Genomic DNA, 21,397 nt, shown 5'->3' with positions numbered 1-21,397 from the left:
ACTCAACCCTTCTTCGCGCCGTAGCGGCTACGAGCCTGCTTACGGTTCTTCACGGCCTGGGTGTCCAGGGCGCCACGGATGATCTTGTACCGCACACCGGGGAGGTCCTTCACACGACCGCCACGGACGAGCACCATCGAGTGCTCCTGGAGGTTGTGGCCCTCACCGGGGATGTACGCCGTGACCTCGGTGCCGTTCGAGAGCTTCACACGAGCGACCTTGCGCAGTGCAGAGTTCGGCTTCTTCGGGGTGGTGGTGTAGACGCGGGTGCACACACCACGCTGCTGGGGGTTCGCCTTCAGGGCGGGCGCCTTGGTCTTGGTGACCTTCGGCGTACGACCCTTGCGAACCAGCTGCTGAATAGTAGGCAACTGTTCTCCTGGTTCTTCGCTCGTGCTCTCTGGCCGGCGCGATCCGCCGGCTTCCTCGTCCCACGCTGATGACCGCCTGACGGCGGAGGAACCTGCGGGGGGACGGAGTGGTCCGACTGGGCGATCTCGCTCGCCGGACTTTTCGGGCGCGCCCGAGGGCGCACACCCAGAAGAGACTACCCGCGTAACGGGACGAAATCAATCCGGGCCGGCACCACGCCGGACACCGTCATGAGCCGGTGTCCGAGGACCCGTTGCCGACCGCCGACCGGAACGTCGCACCCGAGCTCGAGAACCCCGTGATGTACCCGCTCGCGTTGACGTTGAGCGGTCCGGCCGTGGCCGTCCCGGTGCCGCCCGCGCCGGCGATGTCCGCCGTGAAGGTGGCCCGGCCGAAGGTGGTGGTGGAGACGAGCCAGCCGTTCGTGGTCCAGCTGCCGACGGTGACGGTCGGCCGCGACTCGAGCGTCCACTTCTCGTTCGTGTAGGTGTACGCCGGGTTCTCGCCGTACGCGTAGAAGCTGCACCCGGCCGGCGCGGCGTCGTTCGAGGCGATGCAGCCGTCCACCCAGGCGTCCACGGCCCGCTTCGCCGCCTGGTCGCCCGCGTTCGTGAGCGTCGCGGTCATCTGCACCGGCGTCGAGGTACTGCCACCGAACCCGCCCACGACGGCGCTGCCACCCGTGGCCTTCGTCCACTTGCCGCCGTCGTACGTGACCGCGTAGGTGCCGGGGAGGGCGCGGAGACCAACCGTGCCGTCCTTCGGGGTCTTCGTCGACGTGCCCGCGACCTGCACCGAGGCGCCGGAGGGACCCCGGACGCTGACGTCGACGCTGCCGAGCTCCGGCGCCTGCAGCTCCCACACCGGGAACACGCCCCAGTCGGTGCCGGTCTTGTCGAGTGTGAAGGTCGCCGCGACGTCCCGGCCTGCCTGGCGCAGGTAGGCGCGGACGGTGGCGGTGTCGCCGTCCGTGCGCGTCGCGGCCACGCGGTAGCCGGTGACCTTCGCGGTCGCCTTCGCGTACGCGGCGTCGGTCAGGAGCACGTCCGACTTCGTCCGGTCGATGCCCGCTGCGTCGAGGGCGTCGGTGACCTTCCCCGCGGTCAGGTCGTCGAGGAACGCCCGCACGGGGCGGTCGGCCGAGTGGGTGGCCGAGCCGACCGAGAACCCGACGACACCGGCGACGAGCAACAGCACGACGGCGGTGCTGCCGGCGATGATCCCGACCAGCTGGCCGCGGCGGAGCTTCCGGCGCGGAGCGCGCGACGCGGTCGGGGCGTACTGCGCGCCGTGCGCGGTCGTCCCGGCCTGCGCCGTCGACCCGGCCTGCGCGTTCTGCGCGGTCGCTGGCGTCTCTTGCGTCCCACGGATCGACGCCACCGACGGCACGGCTCCCCAACCGTCCTGCTGGTCCGGATCCGGCGTGTTCTCGTCGCTCATCGTTCCCCCGTTGCGTGTGCGTCCTGCCCGGGCAGACTACCGCCCGACGGTGTCGTCACCCGCGACGGTCGGCTCCTGCCGCTGCCCTGCCGTCGGTGTCGAGCCCGTCGTCCGGGCCTGGTGCCGGGCCATGGAGATCCCGCCGATCACCGACAGGAGCGCCACCACGACGGAGCCGACGACGAACGGCCCGAGTGCGTAGCCGGCCGGGAAGACGAGGAGCTCGGTCAGGTCGCGGCGGATCGCCGCGTACCCGACGGCACCGACGCCGAGCATGACCAGGTAGGCGGTCGCGGCGGCGACCAGGCCGGTGACACCGGGGTTGCCCTCTCGCGCGCCGACCGCGGTCGCGAGGAACACCACCACTGCGGCGCCGATCACCATGGCCGGGCCGAGGTACGGGGTCGCGTCCGGCTGCGCGATCGCCTCGACGTCGGCGAGGAGCGCTTCGAACCCCGCGACGGCGACGACGAGCGCGATGAAGAGGACGGACGTCATCGTCGCGATCAACCACCGGGACATGAGGTGATCGTATCGCCGACGGGACCGTCAGCGGGTGGCTTCGGTCCGCTCCGCGTGGTCGGCGCCTTCAGGGGAGCCTGCGCCCTCCGCGCTGTCTGCACGCTCCACGTGCCCCTGCGCTGCGGCGACCAGGGCCAGTGCGATCGTCGCGGTGATGATCGGGACGGTCTCGGTCATCGGAGCGACCTGCGTCGTGCTCGTGGTCGGCGCTGCCTGGAGGCCCGGGGCTGCGTCCGCCTCGGAGGGCTCCTCCGGTTCGTGGTCGCGCAGGGCCGGGCCGATGATCGGCAGGACGCCGGTGGTCGACGCCGGCTCGGCGTGCAGCACGGTCGCCTCGGAGGCCGCCGGCTCGCCGCGCTTCGCCGCGCGACGGGCGCGTCCCATCTTCACCAGGACGACCACGGCGACGATCGCCCAGATGCCGTTGACGATGGTGGACGGCACCGCGTGGTGCGCGGCCACGTTGACGGCGACGGCCAGCCCGCCGACGAGGTTGAAGAGCTGGTAGACCGGCCCGTTCGGGAGCTTCCCCGTGGAGAAGAGAATGTAACCAGCCAGCACGGTTACAGCGCCGAACCAACCGAGGAATTCCACGATTCCGACCAACACGCGCGACTCCGGGCACGACGGGAACGGCCGGTTCGAGCCGACCGTTCGAGAGGGAGATGAGCAGCCGCGATCACGGCGTCGTGAGCATCGTACGCACACCGACGGGTGTCGCGGAAGAGGGGTCGGCGTGGCGCGTCACACCCCAGTGGGAGGGGGTCGTATCAGCCCTTCGCGGAGGCCGCGGCTGCGGCGTCCGAGAGCACGTAGACCGAACCGGAGAGCGACCATGCTTGGCTCGCCATCGGCGAGTCCCCCTCATCCGCACTCGTCGCAGCGATGCCGTTCACCAGGAACAGCCGCTCGCCGCCCTGGACGGCCTTCGTGAAGCTCAGCGCTTGGTCGTATGAGCCCGTGACGGCAACGGTGACGGGGATGAGCACGAAGTTCGACGCGGTGATCTGGTCATCGCTGTACGGGGTGGGCGCAGCCGGCGTCGCTGCCGCCGTCGGCGTGGCACTCGAGCTCGCAGCGCTCGGGGATGCTGACGGGCTCGGCGCCGCCGCTGATCCGGAGCCCTCCGGCAGGTAGGCCTTCGGCTCGCCGAAGGTGACCGAGGTCACGGTGACGGCGCTCGAAGAGGCCGCGAGATTCAGCTGGGACAACAAGGAGTCAGTCTCGGGCGCTGCAGGAACTGACGCGCGCAGCGCTGCAAGCTCTCGCTTCGTCGAGTCGAGCGACTCGGACGCTTTCTCGAGGCGGCGCAGTTCAGCGCGGTTGCCCGAGTTCGTCGCTGCGATGTCCGCTCGCTGCGACGCGTTGGTGGACGCCTGTGCGATCTGCGGCTGCGCACCGAGGAACCACCCGCCAGCGAGGACGGCGAGCGCGGCGGCGAGAGCGACGATCAGCGAGAGGCGGCTCTTGTTCACTTGGCATCGTCCTTCGTGTACTTGTCGTCGTAGGCCTTGTCGCCAAGGTGCGCTTCGATCGTCGCCGAGTACGTACCGGTGTCGGCCTCGAGCGAGACCGAGGTGATGGTCGAATCCGCGTACCCCTTGATCGTCGACAAGCGGGCAGTCCAGTCGGGGACGGACGGGATGCTCGGGCTCTCGATGGTCAGTTGCATCGTGGCGATCCGCGTTCCCTCCAACGGCACTGTCGATTGCGTGAACGCCTTCGTCACATCTGCCGAGTCGATGGACATCGCTGTGATCGACACCCCCGCAGGGAGGACGGCTTCGAGTTGTGCGAGGGTCGCGTTCCAGTCGACTTCCGTCGACCCGCCGACTGCCTGCGCCGCCTCGAGGAGCGCTGCGTCCCGCTCCGCCTGTCGCACGTCCGAGTACCGCAGCTGCTGCTGGAGCAACGACGTCGTCTCCGCTTGTGCACTGCGGAGGGCTTCGGCGGTCTCGAGCTGGTGCACGTACGCCACCCCCGATCCGACGACCACCACGGCGGCCGCCACCACGACTCCGAGCCAGGCCCGGCGGGCAAGCGCACGCTCTCGGCGCCCCGTGTGCACCTCGGCCGGGAGCAGGTCGACGCGCGGCTCACGGCCGACGATGGACGTCGTCGAGGCAGCCTTCTTCGGTCGACGGCCTCGACCACGCTGTTCGCCGGTCGCGTCCGAACTGGCGACGATCGGTCTGATCTCGGTTGCAGTCATGCTGCCCGGCTCCCTACTGCCAGCCCGTAGGCGACGGCGATCGCGTCCTCGTGTACTGCGATGTCGTCGGCCGGGATCGACCGAGCGACGTCGGCTCCTGCGAATGCGGACCGGAACTCTACCGGGAGCCGCGTGTGCTCAGCGAGCGCGTTCCGGAACCCGACGAGTCGGGCTCCGCCGCCGACGAGGACGATCCGTTCGACCCGCTCGCCGGGTCGGGTGTTCACGTAGTAGTTGATGGTGTTCCGCAGGCTCGCGATCAGCTCGAGTACTGAATCGCTGATGATCGCCACTGCCCGGCCGTCATCAGGCGTTCTCGCACCCTGCCCGATCCCGAGGTGACGTTTGACGGCCTCCGCCTGCGCGAACTCGATGTCGAGGTTGCCGGCGAGCGCGCGGGTCACGTCGTTGCCCCCGATGGGGATGATCCGGACGAACTGCGGAATGCCGTCGGTCGACAGGACGACGGTGGTCGTGTCCGCGCCGAGCTGCACCAGCACTGTGGTGCCCGGCAGGCCAGGGCGGCCGACGAGCACCCGGGTCAACGCGAACGGGATGAGGTCGACCCCGACGGGGTTCAGCCCGGCGAGCTGCGCCGCGTGGACGTTGGCGAGGACTGCGTCCTTGATCGCCGCGATGAGGAGCCCGTGCACGACCGGGCCGTCCTCACTCATGCCCTCTGAGGTCGGGTAGAAGTCGAGGATCGCATCACCGACCGGCACAGGGAGCATGTCCTGCACCTGGAACGGCAGGCTCTCTCGAATCTGCTCCAGGGGTGCTGCCGGGACGATGAGGTCGCGGGACAGGACACGCTGGTTCCCCATGCCCAGCACGACGTCCCGAGAGCGGAAGCGGCCGGTGGACCACAGCGAGCGCAGCGCCGCAGCCACGGTGTTCGGTTCGAGCACCTCACCGCGACTGACGGCGTCGGGCGGCGTCGGGACCTCGGCGAAACGCAACACGGTCGGCCGAGCGCGGTCTGCGTTCGCGACCTCGACCGCGCGGATCGCGGTACCCGCGATGTCGATGCCGACGATGCTCTTGCCCATGATGCTGCTTTCGCTTTGGTTGGAGTCTGGTTGCCGGAGAAGTCAGGCGAGCCCGAGCAGCCGGAGGTAGGCGGTCCAGAGGTCCTGGCCGAAGAAGATCCCGATCCAGGCGCCCGCGAGCATCGACGGCCCGAAGGGCAGACCGCCGCGCCACCGTGTTCGCCCGCTCACGAGCAGTGCGATCGCGACGGTACCGCCCACGACGAAGGCTCCGAAAGCACCCACTGCGAGGGGTCCCCATCCGAGGTACGCGAGCACGAAGCCGAGGACCACGGCGAGTTTCACGTCCCCGAGCCCCATTCCCCCGGGGACCGCGAGCGCGAGCACGAGATAGGCGCCGCCGAGCACAGCAGCACCAGCCACAGCTCGCACGAGCGCACCGACATCACCGCTGAGGACGGTAGCCGTGACGAGCAGGATCCCGAGGACGCCTGCGGACGGGTAGACGATGGCGTTCGGTAGTCGGCGCGTGTCGACATCGATCAGTGCCAGTGCCACGGAGACGGCCATCAGGAAGAGGAGTGCTGCGAAGTCGATGGCTTCAGCGAGCACGGCCGCCCCGGGCGGCATCACGGCTACCGACGAGGACCACGACCACGACCACGCCACGCCCACGAACAGGGCGGCAGTCGCCAGCTCGACCGACGGGTAGCGCGCCGAGATGGGCGCGCCGCAGTCCCGGCACCGACCGCGCAGGGCCAACCACGAGAGCACCGGAACGTTGTCGCGGCGCCGGATCTGGTGACCGCAACGCGGGCAGGCACTCGGCGGTGCGACCACCGAGAATCCTGCGGGTACCCGGTACACGACGACGTTGAGGAACGACCCGACGACGAGACCGAAGACGCCTGCCAGTGCCAGGGTCACCGGAAGGAGCTCACGGACCGCGGTCACCGGCATGCCCCGCTGCTGGTGGTCGCGCACGATCCGTCTACCTTGTACGCCGTCTGGACCTCGACCTGCGTGGTGACGCCGTACGACGTCGAGACGGGCTGCAGGAACTTCGGTGGTGCCGTCGTGAGGAGCCGCTGGTCGTACACGTAGTTCTTCGAGAACCCCGTGCTGCCGGTCGTCGCGACCGCACCACGCCAGTTCTGCGCGATCGATCCGACGACCTTGAGCACGCCGAGCTTGGGCCCGATGTCGTAGTTCTGGTTCCAGAACGTGCCGGCGTTGCTCGCCATAGCAGCGCTGATCGTTATGCCCGCGCCGCTGCTGCGGTTCAGGAGGCCGACGCCGCTCTGGTTGCAACGGGTGGTGTCAGTCACGTAGCCGACCCGCGGCTGGTACGTCGTCGGGTACGAGCTGCACCGCGCGGGGTTGTAGATCTCGACCGCGTTCTGGCCCACGAGTCCGAGGACGTCGTTGGTGGCGCTGGCGTAGGTGATGTCGTCGGTGACCCAGACCGTCCCCGATGCAGCGATCGTCATGGCGCCGCTGAAGCCCCCGCTGACGAAGACATCGCCAGCTGAGCAGCTGTACGTGTCCGATGCCGATCCGGTTTGGTAGTAGGACCCAGACTGCCCTCCGTTGACCCACTCCCCCGACGCCGGGAAACCCTGACCGTTGTTGAAGGCCTGGTTGCTGGTGGTCGTCGCGGTCCCGTTCGACCGGACGGTCACCGTCGTCGTGCAGTAGGTGTTCGTGTACCGGGAAGGGAAGGTGTTGGCGGCCCAAGCGTTCACGTCGTTCGCGGCAGAAGGGATGTCCTGGACGTACATCAGGTTCGTCGGGAGCGTCGGGATCGTGGCGCCTGCCGAACTCTGCAGGTCAGCGACGGCTCCGCACAGCGCAGCGGCCTTCGCGATGTCGGCACCCGCCTTGACCTCACCGGTCGAACCGTTCACCTGCACCTGCGTTGCCTTCGTCCACGGCGACCAGACAGTCATCTTGCCGTTGCCCAGGAACGACACCCGGGTCGGGCCGGTGTAAAGGCAGCCCGGCCGAGGTACCGAGGTCGGGAGGTCGACGCGTGTCTCCTGCGAGAGGTTCGAGTTCAGCGCAGGCAGCCCGAGGTAGGGCACCGCACTCGCGGCACCCCCGTTGAAAGCGCCAGCGCAGGTCCCACTCGCGGGGCGGACCGAGGTGTCGTGCTGCTCGACCGGCCCGTTGAACACGGTCGCGCAGGCCGCGGTGAAGACGTCGTTGGTCCGGATCGGACCGTTGAGGACATCGGTACCGGCGAACTGGACCGCCGCGCACTTGTTGCTTGCAGACTGCCACTGGTAGACGGTCGTGCAGGTACTTCCGGTGATCGCCGGGTTCGACGACTCGTAGTTGGTGAAGTACAGGTAGTTGATGAACCCGTCACCCTTGAGGTTCGCGACCAACGACCGGACGCTACCCCCCGACTTCCCCGTGACACGGACCTTCAGGACGCCCTTTGCGGAGTAGTTCGAGTTGTCCACCTCGTACCGGTACCACTGGTCGGTTGAACCAACCAGCTTGGCCCAGGTGGAGCCGGCATTCGTGAAGGCGATGTTGTCCGCCTGCCCGCTGAAGCTCGAACCGCTCGCCTTGCTGAACTGCGCGCTCGAGTTTCCGTAGAGCGCGTAGCCGTTGTCATTGGACAGCTTGGACTGGTAGTCGGCCAGTCCTGCGTATGCGGCCGCCATCGCGTTCTGGAAGTTGCGGTCCGTCGCTGACTTCACCGCCCCGGAGGTCGACACGGCGATCATCGTTGCGACAAGCAGCATCATCACGGTCCCGAAGATCAGGACGTTGCCGAGGATCATCCCTCGGTCGTCGTCGCGCGCCCGCTCGAGCACGCTCCGGAGCCGGGTCATGGCGTTCCTCCGTTGCTGGTCCCGTAGACGACGTTGAAGAGGTAGAGCGTGTTCTGGATGGTCGTGTTCCCTGCTGCCCCACTCACGGTCGACCCGAGTTCCAGGTTGACCCGGACGGCGCGGACGTTGCTGAGTTGCGTGGTCGAGATGGTGCCGTCGCTCTGCGCCGGCAGCGGGCTGCCGTCCGCCCCGAGGTACTCGAACATCGGTGCGCCACCGGTGGGAGAAGCCACCGGGCCTCCGATCACCATCGAACGAGTCGGCGCCTGCGCCGTCGACGGGAAGGTCCAGAAGCCGTTCGACGCCGTGCCGTCCCACTGGTCGAGGACGACCTTCTTCGCCGCGTTGAGGGAGTAGCGGATCTGGACCGGGTTGTCGGTACCGCTCCCGTCGAGGTTGATGTAGGCGTAGAAGGTCAGTCGCGTCGGGGCCGCCTCGGTGACGGCTGCGGCGTAGCTACCGTCGGACTTGGGCAGCAGGCTGGCGGCGTGGACGTACCGAGTGACGGAGTTCATCACGACCGATGCGTACCGCGCGTTCTGGTCGGACGAGGTGTTGGTCGCACCCGCCCGCAACGTGGCGGTGAAGAAACCCCCCACCGCGACGAGGATGACCATCGAGACGCTCACGGCGACGAGCAGCTCGGAGAGGCTGATGCCGGCCTGATCACGGTGCACACGGCGGAGAAGGCGGATCACGACGTCTGGCCTCGCGGGTCGAGGGTCAACGTGTTGTCGAAGCTGATGACCACCAGTGCGGTCTTCTGGTTGATGGAGCCATTGGTCACCGGCTTCACGTTCGATGCGTTCGACGCGATCTCGTTCTTCGTCGTGGATCCGAAGCTCGTGCCCGAGTAGATGGTCCAGGTCCCGAACGGTAGCGCCACCGTGGCGGCGTCTGTCGAGGAGACCGGGAACTTCATCGTCATCCCGGCTGAGCATCCGGGGTCGCCCGCCGCCGGGCTCGCCGAGGAGACCGCGGTGATGTACCGGCCCTTCACTCCACTCACCGTGGCGACGCCGGTCATGACAGACGCCGACGCAGGAGCGCCCGGCGACGCCTCGATCGTGGGCGGGATGGCCCCGATGGCCCCGGCGGCGTTCGGTGTCGACCACGCTGAGGGGTTCGGGCTCAGACAACTCACCGTGGAGCTTGGACTGTTGGAGTAGGGCCCGGCGTACGCCGCGTAGCCCGAGGTGAAGGGAAACACCGGCACTGACGGCTTCGACGTCGAGGTCACCACGAGGGACGTACTCGCGACGTCCCACGGTTTGATGGTGTCGAGCCCCCCCACCGAGCTCGAGAGCACCGTCACCATGTTCGTCGGCAGGGTGGCATTGTAGGTCTTCGCGTACTGGAGGGTCAGCTGGCTCGCGCGGTCGTAGACGAACGGCACCGGGGAGCTCGCGCCTGCAGAAACCGTGATCGGAGTCTGCGAGGACGGCTGCGCCTGGTTGGTGTCGATGCCTCCGGTCGTGGTCGCCGTCACCGTGTAGTCGCCCGGCGCCACGTTGACCGCGTACGAACAGCCCTGCGCGTCCGTCGACTGCACCGCGGTGGTGAGCGGCGAACCGCCGCCCCCGGCGAGCGGCGTGACGGTGATCGAGACGCCCTGGTAGGGGCTTCCCGACGCCGTCACTGCCGAGATAATGATCGTCCCGTACCCAGGGTCGGTGACGGCGTCGCTCGGGGCGATCGCGGAGGTGACAGTCGTCGAGCTTGCTCCGCCGCCACGAGGGTTCGGCCAGCTCACGGTCTCGACGACGCTCTTGTAGGCGAGCTTGCCGTTCGACGTGCCGCAGGCACCGCTGGCTCCGTCGCTCTGAACCCAGGTCACGGCGCGCTCGATCTTGTAGGTCACCCCGCCGATGGTCTTCGTGTTGTCAGCGCCGGCCTTGCTCACGACCTTGAAGATGCCGCCGGTCGAAGCAGCTGCCGTCTGGCGGAGCGTGTCGATGTCCTGTGACGCGAGTGCGACGGCGGTTTCACGTCCGCGGCTGGTCTGGGTGAGCTGCAGGGTGTTCGCGATGCCGTAGGCGATCCCCACCGACATTACGGCGAACACCATCATCGCGACCATGACCTCGATGATGGAGAAGCCGGCCTCGGCATCCCCGGACTCCGCGCGTTGTAGGACGCGGTTCATTCGACGGAACATGGTCACCTCCTCCAGTTGGCTCTTGCACGAAAGGCGACTCGTCTCACGACGAGCCGCCTTTTCGACGTGGTCAGGTCAGCAAGTGCCTGCCGCGGCAGCCGCCGTGTCAGTGATCTTGAAGCTGGTCTTCGTCGCACCGACAGCGCAGATCGCGAAGCTCGAGCCCGTCGCGGCCGGCTTGTAGGTGAAGGTCGTGCCATCACTCTGGGTGTAGCCGTACGGGGTCATCGTCGCGGAAGTGCCGAACTCGGTCGCGGTCGGGAGAACGCCGTTCTTGTCCGTCTGGAACGCGATGACGGCAGTCTTCGCGTTCGCGAGGTCCGACTTGACGGTCGCGTCCTTCGCGTTGTTCTGGACGTTGAGGTACACCGGGATCGCGATGGCCGCGAGGATGCCGATGATGATGACGACGACGAGGAGCTCGATGAGCGTGAAGCCCTTTTCGTTGTCCTCGAGGAGACCCTTGCGGCGAGCGTCGAGCTTGCCCATGAGAGCGAAGTACATGGTGGTTTCCATTCTTCTGGGAATGCGATGGGGATTGTGCCGGGGAGTGCTCCGCCGCCGGTCACAAGAGTATTCAGGGGTGTTTCCGTGCGTAATCCCGAGAACGGGGGGTCCGGGGGTACCAAAATGCCCCCAGTAACGGGGGCATTTCGTGCTTCCATGCCCCCGCACGAGGGGCATGGCCTCCGAGTGGTTACTTGACGAGCGAGGTGATCTGGAAGATCGGCAGGTAGAGCGCGACGATCATCCCGCCGACGACGACTCCGAGGAACGCGATGAGCAGCGGCTCGATGAGTGCCGTCAACGATTCGGTGGTGGATTCGACCTCGGCGTCGTAGAAGACAGCGATCTTCTCGAGCATCGTCTCGAGCGAGCCGGCGTCCTCACCAACGGCGATCATCTGCGAGACCATGCTCGGGAACACTTTTTCCACCGCCATCGGCGCTGCGATGGATTCACCTTTCCGAACGGCTTCGGCAACGCGGACGAGCGCGCTTTGCACGACGAAATTGTTCGACACTTCTCCGACGATCTGCAAGGCCTGCAGAATTGGAACTCCGGAACCGATCATGTTCGAGAAATTGCGCGCGAACCGCGCGATCACGATCTTCTTCGCCAATGCGCCGAACACGGGGAGACGCAGCAGGATCGGGTCGCGGAACGCCCGGAACCGATCCGTGTTCTTGTTGGCCCGGTACCAGAACCAGCCGACCACCGCGATCACGGCCAGTACCGGCGCCAGCCAACGCATGGCGTGTGACATCGAGACGAGGATCTGGGTCGGGATCGGGAGCTGTCCACCGAGCGACGAGAACATGTTCTGGAAGATCGGCACGATGAAGATGAGCATGATGACGACCGCGGCCAGCGACATGCACAGCACGACCACGGGGTAGGTCATCGCCGACTTGATGGTCGAGCGGAGCTTGTGCTCCTTCTCGAAGTTCGTGGCGATGGAGTCCATGGCCTGGTCGAGGAACCCGCCGGTCTCCCCCGCACGGATCATGTTGATCATGATCGGCGGGAAGTCGACCGGGAACTTCGCCACCGCGTCGGAGAACGAGACACCGCGCTCCACGTCGTCGCGGACCTTGCCGAGGATGTCCTTGAGCTTCTTGTTCTCGGTCTGGTCGGCGAGGATCGACAGCGCGCGCAGCAGCGAGAGTCCCGAGGTGAGCATCGTCGAGGCCTGGCGCGACATGATCGCGAGGTCCTTGAGCCCGACGCCCTTCTCGAACCCGGGGATCTTGATCTCGGTCTGCAGGCCGGTGCCGGCCTTGGACTCCGTGATCGCGATCGGCGAGACACCCATGCCCCGGAGCCGCTGGACGACCGCGCCCTCGGACGAGGCGTCGAGACGACCCTTGACGAGCTTGCCGGCACCATCGCGCCCGCGGTAGTCGAATGCGAGGGACATCAGTAGCCTCCGGAGAACTTGTCGCCGAAGTCGATCCCGCTGGCGGCGATCGCGGCTGCCGAGGAGTCGGACGGGGACTCGACGCGCTGCACCAGCCGGTCGAAGCCCTCTTCGTCGTGCACCTTGTCCATCGCGGCCTTGCGCGAGATCGTGCCGACGTTGACCAGTTCGGCGAGGTCCTGGTCCATGGTGTGCATGCCCAGGTCACGGCCGGCCTGCATGGCGGACGTGATCTGGTAGGTCTTGCCCTCGCGGATCAGGTTGCCGATGGCGGGGGTGATCGTCATGATCTCGGTGGCGACGACCCGGCCGACGCCGTTGGCCTTCGGCACCAGGGTCTGGCAGACGACGCCCTGCAGGGTCGCCGCGAGCTGCGTGCGGATCTGGCCCTGCTGGTGTGGCGGGAAGACGTCGATGACACGGTCGATCGTGCCGGGGGCGCTCTGCGTGTGCAGGGTGGCGAACACCAGGTGACCGGTCTCGGCCGCGGTGAGCGCGACCGAGATGGTCTCGAGGTCGCGGAGCTCCCCGATCAGGATGACGTCGGGGTCCTGACGCAGCACGTGCTTCAGTGCGGCGGCGAAGGAGTGCGTGTCGGCACCGACCTCGCGCTGGTTGATGATCGCCCTCTTGTGCTCGTGCATGAACTCGATCGGGTCCTCGACCGTCACGATGTGGTCGGCCCGGCTCTCGTTCACCAGGTCGATCAGGGCGGCGAGGGTCGTGGACTTGCCGGAGCCGGTCGGGCCGGTGACCAGGACGAGTCCGCGGGGCAGGCCGGCGAAGTCGCCGACGTGCTCGGGGATGCCGAGCTGCTTGAGCGTCTTGATCTTGGTGGGGATGATGCGGAAGGCTGCGCCCCAGTTGCCGCGCTGCTGGTAGAAGTTCACGCGGAAGCGGTACTCCGGCGACAGCGAGTAGGCGAAGTCGAGTTCCTGCTCCTGGTCGAACTGGCCGGCCTGCTCGACCGACAGCATCGTCTTGAGTGCGGCGATGACCTTGCCGCGCGACCACGCGCCCCCGGGGACTGCGGGACGGAGCGAGCCGTCGACGCGGACCGTGGGCGGGGCGTCGGCGGTGACGTGCAAGTCGGATGCGCCTTGGTACACGACCTGGGCGAGCGCGGTGATCAGGTCGGGGTCGGCGACCTCGCGCGCGTGGCGCGAGAACTCGATGTCGCCGCCGATCGTGGCGGTCGGTGCCGGGGCGCCAGCCGTGGGGAGCTGCTGCGTCGGCGCCTCGGCGTAGCCGTAGGTCGCGATCGACGACGGCACGCCGGCGGGCGGCGTCGCCGGAGCGGCGAGCGGCTGCGCGACGGGCACGGCGACGGGCGACCCTGACGGTGCCGGCCATCCGGCGGTGTCGTCCCCGAGGTCGTACACCTGCTCCGGAGGGGCCGACGCTGCGGCTGCAGCCAGCCGTGCTGCACGGCGGGAGCCCACCTCGGTGCCGGGGTTGCCCGGGTGCCAGCCGGCGACGGGTTCGTCGCCGGGGATCGTGATGTCGTACACGGAGTCGGTCATCTGCTGCGCTCTCTCGTGACTACGCGACCACGCGCAGGATCTCGTCGACGCTCGTGAGACCGAGCTTGACCTTCTCGAAGCCGTCCTGGCGGAGCGTGAGCATCCCCTGCGCCTGGGCGACACGGCTGATCTCGGCGCTCGAGGCGCGCGAGACGGCGAGGCGCTCGATCTCCTCGGTGACGGTCATGACCTCGTGCAGGGCGATGCGGCCGCGGTACCCGGTGTTCGAGCAGACCGCGCAGCCGATGGGGGCGAAGAACGCCGGGACCTCGTCGCCGGGGCGCAGGAACCCGAGGGTGCGGAGCTGTTCGGCCTCGTACACGGCGGGGGCCTTGCACCGGTCGCACAGCCGTCGCGCCAGACGCTGGGCCACGACGGAGTCGAGGGCGGAGCCGACCAGGAACGGCTCGATGTCCATCTCGGTGAGTCGGGTCACGGCGGAGGGGGCGTCGTTCGTGTGCAGGGTGGACAGCACCAGGTGGCCGGTGAGAGATGCCTCGATGGCGATCTGGGCGGTCTCGTGGTCGCGGATCTCACCGAGCAGGACGACGTCGGGGTCGGAGCGCAGGATCGAGCGCAGCGCCGAGGCGAAGGTGAGCCCGGCCTTCGGGTTGACCTGCACCTGGTTGATGCCGGCCATCCGGTACTCGACCGGGTCCTCGACCGTGATGACGTTGATCTCGGGCTTCGCGACCGCGTTCAGGGTCGTGTACAGCGTCGTGGACTTGCCGGAGCCGGTGGGCCCGGTGACCAGGATCATGCCGTACGGCTTCGAGTACGACCGCTGGTACGCCTGGAAGTTCTGCTCGAGGAGGTTGAGGTTCTTGAGGGTCAGCGACGTGTTCGTGTTGTCGAGGATCCGCATGACGACCTTCTCGCCCCACACGGTGGGCAGCGTCGCCACGCGGAGGTCGATCTGGCGGCCACCGTGGCGGACCGACATGCGGCCGTCCTGCGGCTTGCGACGCTCGGCGATGTCGATGTCGCTCATGATCTTCAGGCGGCTGATGACGCCGTTCTGGATGTTCTTCGGCGCCGGGGCCATCTCGTGCAGCACACCGTCGATGCGGTAGCGGATCCGGACCTCGTGCTCGCCGGGCTCGATGTGGATGTCCGAGGCGTGGTCCTGGATCGCCTGCGACACGAGCAGGTTCACGAAGCGGACGATCGGGACGTCGTCGAGGGCACCGTCGGCCAGGTCCACCTGGGCCGAGGAGCTGACCGAGGCTTCTTCTTCGAGCGACGAGGTCAGGTCGTTGAGCTCGTCGTCGGCACGCAGGTAGCGGTCGAGCGCGGTGAGCAGGTCGCGCTCGTCGACCTGGAGCGGCTTGATCGGCCGGCCGGACGCAGCGCGGGCGTCGTCGATCGCGAGCACGTTGGTCGGGTTGACCATAGCGAGGATGAGCAGCTCGCCCTCGAACCCGACGCCGAGGACGCCGTGGCGCCGGCAGAGCGCAGCGGGGAGGATCGAGACAGCGGTGCCGTCGACCGGGTAGTCGGTCAACGGGACGGTGCGGGAGTTGTTCGACGCTGCGCGGGCGGTGATGAACTGCGCCTCGCTCACGACGCCCTGGTCGACCAGGCCGCGGATGGCGCGCTCGTCCAGGTCCTCGTCGCCCGTCATCGAGTCGAGGTGCTCGATCGGCAGGGCGCCGTTCAGGATGAGGATCTCGGACAGGGTCGCCATGAGTCCTGTGCCTCCTTGGACTCGCGCGCGGCGAGACGTGGTCGGGTTGCGCACCACCAGGGATGTGGCGCTCGACCACGCTACTTCTGCGACAGCCGTCGGCCGCAGTCCCAGAAGGAGGGGGCGGAGGGGGTCCGGATGCACCCAGAACTGGGGTCCAGGACCCCCGACGTGACGGTCAGAGCGACGTCGACGCGGTGACGTGGACCTCGCCGGCGACGAACCCGAGTCGCTCGTAGATGCGCCCGGCTCCGCTCGGGTTCTCGGCGTCGACGTGCAGCACCGCCGCGGACAACCCGTCGGCGCGGATCGCCTGCAGCGTGGCGTCGAGGACGATCGGGGCGAGCCCCGTCCCCCGTGCTGCACGCACGACGCCGACCCAGTGCACGTACCCGTACGAACGGCCCCGGGCAGCGAACCCGTCGGGCTCCACCTCGACGATCGTGAACGCCACGACCGAACCGTCGGCACCGACGACGACCCGCGACAGGTCCAGCCGGCTCTTGTCCGAGGTGAGGAACCCCCGCCAGTCCGACGCGACCATCGGCTGGGAACCCCAGTGGTCGCGGAAGGCGTCGTTCTTGGCCGTCCGGAGCGGTTCGATGTCGTCCGCCGTGACGGGCCGCAGGACGAGCCCGTCCCCCAGGACGGGCACTGCGTCGGCGTCCGACGCGCGGTCGTCGAACACGACCTGCATGTCGAGCCACGTGCGCACCGGCGCGAAGTCGTGGTGCGCCGCCAGCCGCAACGCCGAGGACCCCTGCCGCCCACCGACGTCGAGCGTCGCCGGCAGGTCGACGTCGAGCGTCGCCAGGCGCTGCCGGGCGCGGCCCACCTGCCAGGCGAGCACCCGGCGTCCGATCCCCTGCCCGCGCAGGTCGGGGTGGACCGCCCCGTCGAGCACGGCGCGCGCAGCGGTGACGCGGGAGGGGACGTCGATGACGATGCCGTAGGCCTGCACATGCCCTCCAGCATCGACGCCCACCACGGTGTCCCTGATGACGTCCAGCCCCTCGGTGGACAACGACCGTTCGAGGTCGGCTGTGGAGGGACGAGCGTGCGGGTCGTCCACCGCGGCCGACGCGACCGCGACGGCGTGCATCGCGCCGACGTCGTCGAGCCCGCCCGCCCGGAACGTCAAGCCGCCGATCGGCGTGGGGAACGAGAGGTGTGCCGGGGCCGTGATCCGTTCGCGCAGGGTCGCCATCCCTCCACCCTGCCAGTTCCGCCGCGCAGCGAGACGCCGCCGAAAGCCCCTCGACGAGCAGGCCCGACCGGGACCATGATGAGTCATGGACATCACGAGCGTGACCGTGGGGCTGCCCGTCACCGACATCGAGGCGTCCTGCCTCTGGTACGGCGCGGTCTTCGAGCGCACCGAACCGGACCTCGAACCCGAGGACGGTGTCGCCGAGTACGAGGTCGGCGGGATCTGGGTCCAGCTCTACGAGGACGACTCCGCCGAGGAGAACCCCGTGAGCGTCCGGTTCGGCGTCGACGACGTCGGCGCGCAGCACGCCCGCATCGGCTCGCTCGGCATCGACATCGGACCGGTCGAGTGCGTCGACGGCGCCGTGAACTGGTTCGACGTCCGCGACCCCGACGGCAACGTCCTCAGCCTGTTCTCGCTCGTGGACGAGACCGGTCGCGGATCGGGACGCGACAACGGCGCGGACCGCGCGCTCTAGACGCACCCGCTCGACGGCCGGGAGGCCCGTGGCGGCCTGGCACCGGGCCTCCTGTCCGTCACGTGGTGACGACACGACGAAGGCCCCGCCTCCTTGCGGAGACGGGGCCTTCGTGGGATCACATCAGACTCAGTTGTACGTGCCCGGCGTGAAGTCGTCCGACGAGAAGCTGTCGAAGTCGACGAAGCTCAGGTCGGCGTCCGAGAACGACGAGTCGTCCGCGAAGATGCGGTTGGGGTACCGCTCTGCCTTCGCTTCTTCCGTCGCGTTCACGTCCACGTCGCGGTACCGGCTGAGGCCCGTCCCGGCGGGGATGAGCTTACCGATGATGACGTTCTCCTTGAGGCCGACGAGGTGGTCCTGCTTGCCCTCCATGGCCGCCTGCGTGAGCACGCGGGTGGTCTCCTGGAAGGAAGCGGCGGACAGCCACGACTCGGTCGCGAGGGACGCCTTCGTGATGCCCATGACCTCCTGGCGAGCCGAGGCGGTCTTGCGACCCTCCTGCAGCGCCGCACGGTTCAGCATGTTGTAGCGCGACCGGTCGACGAGCTCACCCGGCAGCAGGTCGGTGTCGCCGTGGTCGACGACGGTGACCTTGCGGAGCATCTGACGGACGATGACCTCGATGTGCTTGTCGTGGATCGGCACACCCTGCGAGCCGTAGACGTCCTGCACACCGTTGACCAGGTGCTTCTGGACCTCTCGGACACCCTTGACCCGGAGGACTTCCTTCGGGTCGACGGTGCCGGCGATGAACTGCTCGCCGAGCTCGACGTGCTGGTTGTCCTCGATGAGGAGCGTCGCACGCTTGAGCACCGGGTAGATGAACGGCTCGTCACCGTTGTCCGGCGTGAGGATGATCCGACGACCCTTGTCCGTGTCCTCGACGACGACGCGGCCGGGGGCCTCGGCGATCGGGGACGCGCCCTTGGGCGTACGGGCCTCGAAGAGCTCCGTGACACGCGGCAGACCCTGGGTGATGTCGTCGGCCGAGGCCGAACCACCCGTGTGGAAGGTACGCATCGTCAGCTGGGTACCGGGCTCACCGATGGACTGCGCGGCGATGATGCCGACTGCCTCACCGATGTCGACCAGGTTGCCGGTGGCGAGCGAACGGCCGTAGCACTTCGCGCAGACACCGACGGCCGACTCGCAGGTCAGGACCGAGCGCACCTTGATGCTCTCGACACCGGCTGCCAGCAGCTTCTCGAGGAGCACGTCACCGACGTCCTCACGAGCCTCGGCGACGACCGTGCCCTTGGCGTCCACGGCCTCGGTGGCCAGGGTGCGCGAGTACACGGTGTTCTCGACGCGCGGGTCGCGGACCAGCTTGCCGTCGGCGTCCACGGTCGCGATCGGCAGCTCGAGGCCACGGGTCGTACCGCAGTCGTCCTCGCGGATGATGACGTCCTGCGAGACGTCCACGAGACGACGGGTGAGGTACCCGGAGTCCGCGGTACGGAGCGCGGTGTCGGCAAGACCCTTACGAGCGCCGTGGGTGGCGATGAAGTACTCCGCCACGGTCAGGCCCTCGCGGTACGAGTTGATGATCGGGCGGGCGATGATCTCGCCCTTCGGGTTGTTCACCAGACCACGCATACCCGCGATGTTGCGGACCTGCAGCCAGTTACCACGAGCACCCGACGACACCATGCGGTTGATCGTGTTGTCGACGGGGAAGTTGTCCCGCATCTCCTGCGCGATCTCGTTGGTGGCCTCGGTCCAGATCTTGATCAGGTCGGCGCGACGCTCGGAGTCGGTGATCAGACCCTTGTCGAACTCGCCCTGCACCTTGGCGGCCTGGATCTCGTAGCCCGCGATGATCTCCTTCTTGCGAGGAGGCGTCACGACGTCCGACAGGGCGACGGTCACACCGGAGCGCGTGCCCCAGTAGAAGCCGGCGTCCTTGATCCGGTCCAGCGCAGCGGCCGTCTCGGTCTTGGAGTACCGCTCGGCGAGGTCGTTGACGATCGCGGACAGCACACCCTTGTCGGTGACCTTCTGGACGAACGGGTAGTTCGCCGGGAGGGTCTCGTTGAAGAGCGCACGGCCCAGGGTCGTCTCGAGGAGGACGGTGTCGCCCTGCTCGTAGCCCTCGGGAGCTTCACCCTCGGCGAAGTGGACACCCGTCATGCGGATCTTCGCCATGGCGTTGAGGTGCAGCGTGTGCTGGTCGTTGGCCAGGATCGCCTCGGCGACCGACGAGAACGCACGGCCCTCACCGACGGCGCCCTCGCGGACGGTCGTCAGGTGGTGCAGACCGATGATCATGTCCTGTGCGGGCAGGGTCACCGGACGGCCGTCGGACGGCTTCAGGATGTTGTTCGAGGCGAGCATCAGGATGCGGGCCTCGGCCTGGGCCTCCACCGACAGCGGCAGGTGCACGGCCATCTGGTCACCGTCGAAGTCCGCGTTGAACGCAGCACACACGAGCGGGTGGAGCTGGATGGCCTTGCCCTCGACGAGCTGCGGTTCGAACGCCTGGATGCCCAGACGGTGCAGCGTCGGCGCACGGTTCAGCAGCACGGGGCGCTCGCGGATGATCTCCTCGAGCACGTCCCACACCTGCGGACGCGAACGCTCGACCATGCGCTTGGCCGACTTGATGTTCTGCGCGTGCGACAGGTCGATCAGGCGCTTGATCACGAACGGCTTGAAGAGCTCGAGCGCCATCTGCTTGGGCAGACCACACTGGTGCAGCTTCAGCTGCGGGCCGACGATGATGACCGAACGGCCCGAGTAGTCGACGCGCTTACCGAGCAGGTTCTGGCGGAAACGACCCTGCTTGCCCTTGAGCATGTCGCTCAGGGACTTCAGGGCGCGGTTGCCCGTACCCGTGACCGGACGTCCACGACGACCGTTGTCGAACAGCGCGTCAACGGCTTCCTGCAGCATGCGCTTCTCGTTGTTCACGATGATCTCGGGGGCACCGAGGTCGAGCAGGCGGCGGAGACGGTTGTTGCGGTTGATCACACGACGGTAGAGGTCGTTGAGGTCCGACGTGGCGAAACGGCCACCGTCGAGCTGCACCATCGGGCGCAACTCCGGCGGGATGACCGGCACGACGCCGAGCACCATCGCTGCAGGCGAGTTGCCGGTGGCGAGGAAGGAGCTGACGACGCGCAGACGCTTGATCGCGCGGATCTTCTTCTGGCCCTTGCCCTCGGCGATCTGCAGGCGCAGCGCCTCGGCCTCGGCAGCCAGGTCGAACGCCTCGAGCCGGAGCTTGATCGCCTCGGCGCCCATGTAGGCGTCGAAGTAGATCCCGAACCGGTCCTGGAGCTCGTGGAAGACGGCGTCCTCGGGCTTGAGGTCGCCCACCTTGAGGTTGCGGAAGTCCTCCCACACACGCTCGAGACGGGTGATGTCCTCGTCGAACGACTTGCGGACCTGGGACATCTCCTTCTCAGCGGTGTCCTTGGTGCGCCGCTTGACGTCGGCCTTCGCTCCCTCTTCCTCAAGGGCTGCGAGGTCGTCCTCGAGCTTCTTGAGGCGGTCGGCGATGATCGAGTCGCGCTGGCCCTCGAGGGTCTTGATCTCGAGACGCATCTCGTTCTCGAGGCCCGGCATGTCCGCGTGACGGCCCTCTTCATCGATGTCGATGATCATGTACGCCGCGAAGTAGATGACCTTCTCGAGGTCCTTCGGCGCCATGTCGAGGAGGTACCCGAGGCGCGACGGGACGCCCTTGAAGTACCAGATGTGCGTGACGGGGGCAGCGAGCTCGATGTGGCCCATGCGCTCACGACGGACCGAGGACTTGGTGACCTCGACGCCGCAGCGCTCGCAGACGATGCCCTTGAACCGGACACGCTTGTACTTGCCGCAGGCGCACTCCCAGTCGCGGGAAGGTCCGAAGATCTGCTCGCCGAACAGACCGTCCTTCTCGGGCTTCAGGGTGCGGTAGTTGATGGTCTCCGGCTTCTTGACCTCGCCGTACGACCACTGACGGATGTCCTCGGCGGTCGCGAGGCCGATCCGAATGGCGTCAAAGGAAGTTGCTTCGAGCAATGTTCTTCTCTCTTGCTTGATTCAGGCT

General features: G+C 67.8%; 18 protein-coding genes. 1 reads left to right on the top strand and 17 read right to left on the bottom strand.

Translation table 11 applies throughout. The features are described 5' to 3' along the window. Window positions 1-2: 2 nt before the first annotated feature. The 16 genes from rpsL to EDF23_RS05710 all read right to left on the bottom strand — a co-directional run bounded on the left by rpsL (window position 3) and on the right by EDF23_RS05710 (window position 16,877). Window positions 3-371: a 30S ribosomal protein S12 gene (rpsL, locus tag EDF23_RS05785; RefSeq protein ID WP_017885540.1), complete on the bottom strand. Its 369-nt coding sequence runs from the start codon at window positions 369-371 to the stop codon at window positions 3-5. Window positions 372-600: 229 nt separating this feature from the next. Next, window positions 601-1,812, bottom strand: a complete 1,212-nt coding sequence (locus tag EDF23_RS05780) for a hypothetical protein (protein WP_131921059.1) — start codon at window positions 1,810-1,812, stop codon at window positions 601-603. A gap of 36 nt (window positions 1,813-1,848) precedes the next feature. After that, entirely contained in the window at window positions 1,849-2,334 is a 486-nt protein-coding gene (locus EDF23_RS05775) for a DUF6121 family protein (protein ID WP_123936962.1), read from the bottom strand. Window positions 2,335-2,361: 27 nt separating this feature from the next. Continuing rightward, window positions 2,362-2,928 (bottom strand): hypothetical protein, encoded by a 567-nt coding sequence (locus EDF23_RS05770; RefSeq protein ID WP_131921057.1) that lies wholly within the window; start codon window positions 2,926-2,928, stop codon window positions 2,362-2,364. Window positions 2,929-3,104: 176 nt separating this feature from the next. Continuing rightward, window positions 3,105-3,809, bottom strand: coding sequence for a hypothetical protein (locus tag EDF23_RS05765; RefSeq protein WP_131921055.1), 705 nt, complete (start codon window positions 3,807-3,809; stop codon window positions 3,105-3,107). Next, entirely contained in the window at window positions 3,806-4,546 is a 741-nt protein-coding gene (locus EDF23_RS05760) for a hypothetical protein (protein ID WP_131921053.1), read from the bottom strand. The genes EDF23_RS05765 and EDF23_RS05760 overlap by 4 nt, the downstream gene beginning before the upstream one ends. Further along, window positions 4,543-5,595 carry a type IV pilus assembly protein PilM gene (pilM, locus tag EDF23_RS05755; RefSeq protein ID WP_131921051.1) on the bottom strand — a complete coding sequence of 351 codons (1,053 nt, stop codon included), beginning with the start codon at window positions 5,593-5,595 and terminating at the stop codon, window positions 4,543-4,545. Before pilM ends, EDF23_RS05760 begins: the two co-directional genes overlap by 4 nt. 42 nt (window positions 5,596-5,637) lie before the next feature. Further along, on the bottom strand, window positions 5,638-6,495 hold the full coding sequence (locus EDF23_RS05750; protein ID WP_131921049.1) for an A24 family peptidase: 858 nt from the start codon (window positions 6,493-6,495) through the stop codon (window positions 5,638-5,640). Next, entirely contained in the window at window positions 6,486-8,381 is a 1,896-nt protein-coding gene (locus EDF23_RS19135) for a hypothetical protein (protein ID WP_243648822.1), read from the bottom strand. Before EDF23_RS19135 ends, EDF23_RS05750 begins: the two co-directional genes overlap by 10 nt. Further along, window positions 8,378-9,079, bottom strand: a complete 702-nt coding sequence (locus EDF23_RS05740; protein WP_131921047.1) for a hypothetical protein — start codon at window positions 9,077-9,079, stop codon at window positions 8,378-8,380. The genes EDF23_RS19135 and EDF23_RS05740 overlap by 4 nt, the downstream gene beginning before the upstream one ends. Then, entirely contained in the window at window positions 9,076-10,539 is a 1,464-nt protein-coding gene (locus EDF23_RS05735) for a prepilin-type N-terminal cleavage/methylation domain-containing protein (protein WP_131921045.1), read from the bottom strand. Before EDF23_RS05735 ends, EDF23_RS05740 begins: the two co-directional genes overlap by 4 nt. A gap of 75 nt (window positions 10,540-10,614) precedes the next feature. Next, window positions 10,615-11,043: a prepilin-type N-terminal cleavage/methylation domain-containing protein gene (locus EDF23_RS19780; protein WP_311316835.1), complete on the bottom strand. Its 429-nt coding sequence runs from the start codon at window positions 11,041-11,043 to the stop codon at window positions 10,615-10,617. Window positions 11,044-11,236: 193 nt separating this feature from the next. Then, on the bottom strand, window positions 11,237-12,460 hold the full coding sequence (locus tag EDF23_RS05725; RefSeq protein ID WP_123293117.1) for a type II secretion system F family protein: 1,224 nt from the start codon (window positions 12,458-12,460) through the stop codon (window positions 11,237-11,239). Then, entirely contained in the window at window positions 12,460-13,983 is a 1,524-nt protein-coding gene (locus tag EDF23_RS05720; protein ID WP_131921043.1) for a type IV pilus twitching motility protein PilT, read from the bottom strand. The genes EDF23_RS05725 and EDF23_RS05720 overlap by 1 nt, the downstream gene beginning before the upstream one ends. 19 nt (window positions 13,984-14,002) lie before the next feature. Beyond that, complete coding sequence (locus EDF23_RS05715; RefSeq protein ID WP_131921041.1) at window positions 14,003-15,670, bottom strand: ATPase, T2SS/T4P/T4SS family; 1,668 nt, start codon at window positions 15,668-15,670, stop codon at window positions 14,003-14,005. Window positions 15,671-15,848: 178 nt separating this feature from the next. Continuing rightward, window positions 15,849-16,877 (bottom strand): GNAT family N-acetyltransferase, encoded by a 1,029-nt coding sequence (locus tag EDF23_RS05710; protein ID WP_165901019.1) that lies wholly within the window; start codon window positions 16,875-16,877, stop codon window positions 15,849-15,851. Window positions 16,878-16,962: 85 nt separating this feature from the next. Here EDF23_RS05710 and EDF23_RS05705 point away from each other — a divergent pair, with 85 nt between their 5' ends. Further along, the gene (locus EDF23_RS05705) at window positions 16,963-17,358 is read left to right on the top strand and encodes a VOC family protein (protein ID WP_131921037.1); all 396 of its coding nucleotides are present in this window, start codon (window positions 16,963-16,965) and stop codon (window positions 17,356-17,358) included. 129 nt (window positions 17,359-17,487) lie between these two features. Here EDF23_RS05705 and rpoC read toward each other — a convergent pair whose 3' ends face one another. Beyond that, window positions 17,488-21,369, bottom strand: coding sequence for a DNA-directed RNA polymerase subunit beta' (gene rpoC, locus EDF23_RS05700; RefSeq protein WP_111083489.1), 3,882 nt, complete (start codon window positions 21,367-21,369; stop codon window positions 17,488-17,490). Window positions 21,370-21,397: the final 28 nt, after the last annotated feature.

The organism is Curtobacterium sp. PhB128 (genome assembly GCF_004340725.1).
Taxonomy (GTDB): domain Bacteria; phylum Actinomycetota; class Actinomycetes; order Actinomycetales; family Microbacteriaceae; genus Curtobacterium.
The sequence above is the reverse complement of the archived record's forward strand: the minus strand, read 5'-3'. Positions and strand labels throughout refer to the sequence as shown.

Bases quoted from the DNA above. Each gene is read 5' to 3' on its own strand.
- EDF23_RS05780 (WP_131921059.1), bottom strand. From the start codon at position 1,812: ATGAGCGACGAGAACACGCCGGATCCGGACCAGCAGGACGGTTGGGGA.
- EDF23_RS19135 (WP_243648822.1), bottom strand. From the start codon at position 8,381: ATGACCCGGCTCCGGAGCGTGCTCGAGCGGGCGCGCGACGACGACCGA.
- EDF23_RS05750 (WP_131921049.1), bottom strand. From the start codon at position 6,495: ATGCCGGTGACCGCGGTCCGTGAGCTCCTTCCGGTGACCCTGGCACTG.
- pilM (WP_131921051.1), bottom strand. From the start codon at position 5,595: ATGGGCAAGAGCATCGTCGGCATCGACATCGCGGGTACCGCGATCCGC.
- EDF23_RS05720 (WP_131921043.1), bottom strand. From the start codon at position 13,983: ATGACCGACTCCGTGTACGACATCACGATCCCCGGCGACGAACCCGTC.
- EDF23_RS05710 (WP_165901019.1), bottom strand. From the start codon at position 16,877: ATGGCGACCCTGCGCGAACGGATCACGGCCCCGGCACACCTCTCGTTC.
- EDF23_RS05735 (WP_131921045.1), bottom strand. From the start codon at position 10,539: ATGTTCCGTCGAATGAACCGCGTCCTACAACGCGCGGAGTCCGGGGAT.
- EDF23_RS05725 (WP_123293117.1), bottom strand. From the start codon at position 12,460: ATGTCCCTCGCATTCGACTACCGCGGGCGCGATGGTGCCGGCAAGCTC.
- EDF23_RS05705 (WP_131921037.1), top strand. From the start codon at position 16,963: ATGGACATCACGAGCGTGACCGTGGGGCTGCCCGTCACCGACATCGAG.
- EDF23_RS19780 (WP_311316835.1), bottom strand. From the start codon at position 11,043: ATGTACTTCGCTCTCATGGGCAAGCTCGACGCTCGCCGCAAGGGTCTC.
- EDF23_RS05760 (WP_131921053.1), bottom strand. From the start codon at position 4,546: ATGACTGCAACCGAGATCAGACCGATCGTCGCCAGTTCGGACGCGACC.
- EDF23_RS05775 (WP_123936962.1), bottom strand. From the start codon at position 2,334: ATGTCCCGGTGGTTGATCGCGACGATGACGTCCGTCCTCTTCATCGCG.
- EDF23_RS05715 (WP_131921041.1), bottom strand. From the start codon at position 15,670: ATGGCGACCCTGTCCGAGATCCTCATCCTGAACGGCGCCCTGCCGATC.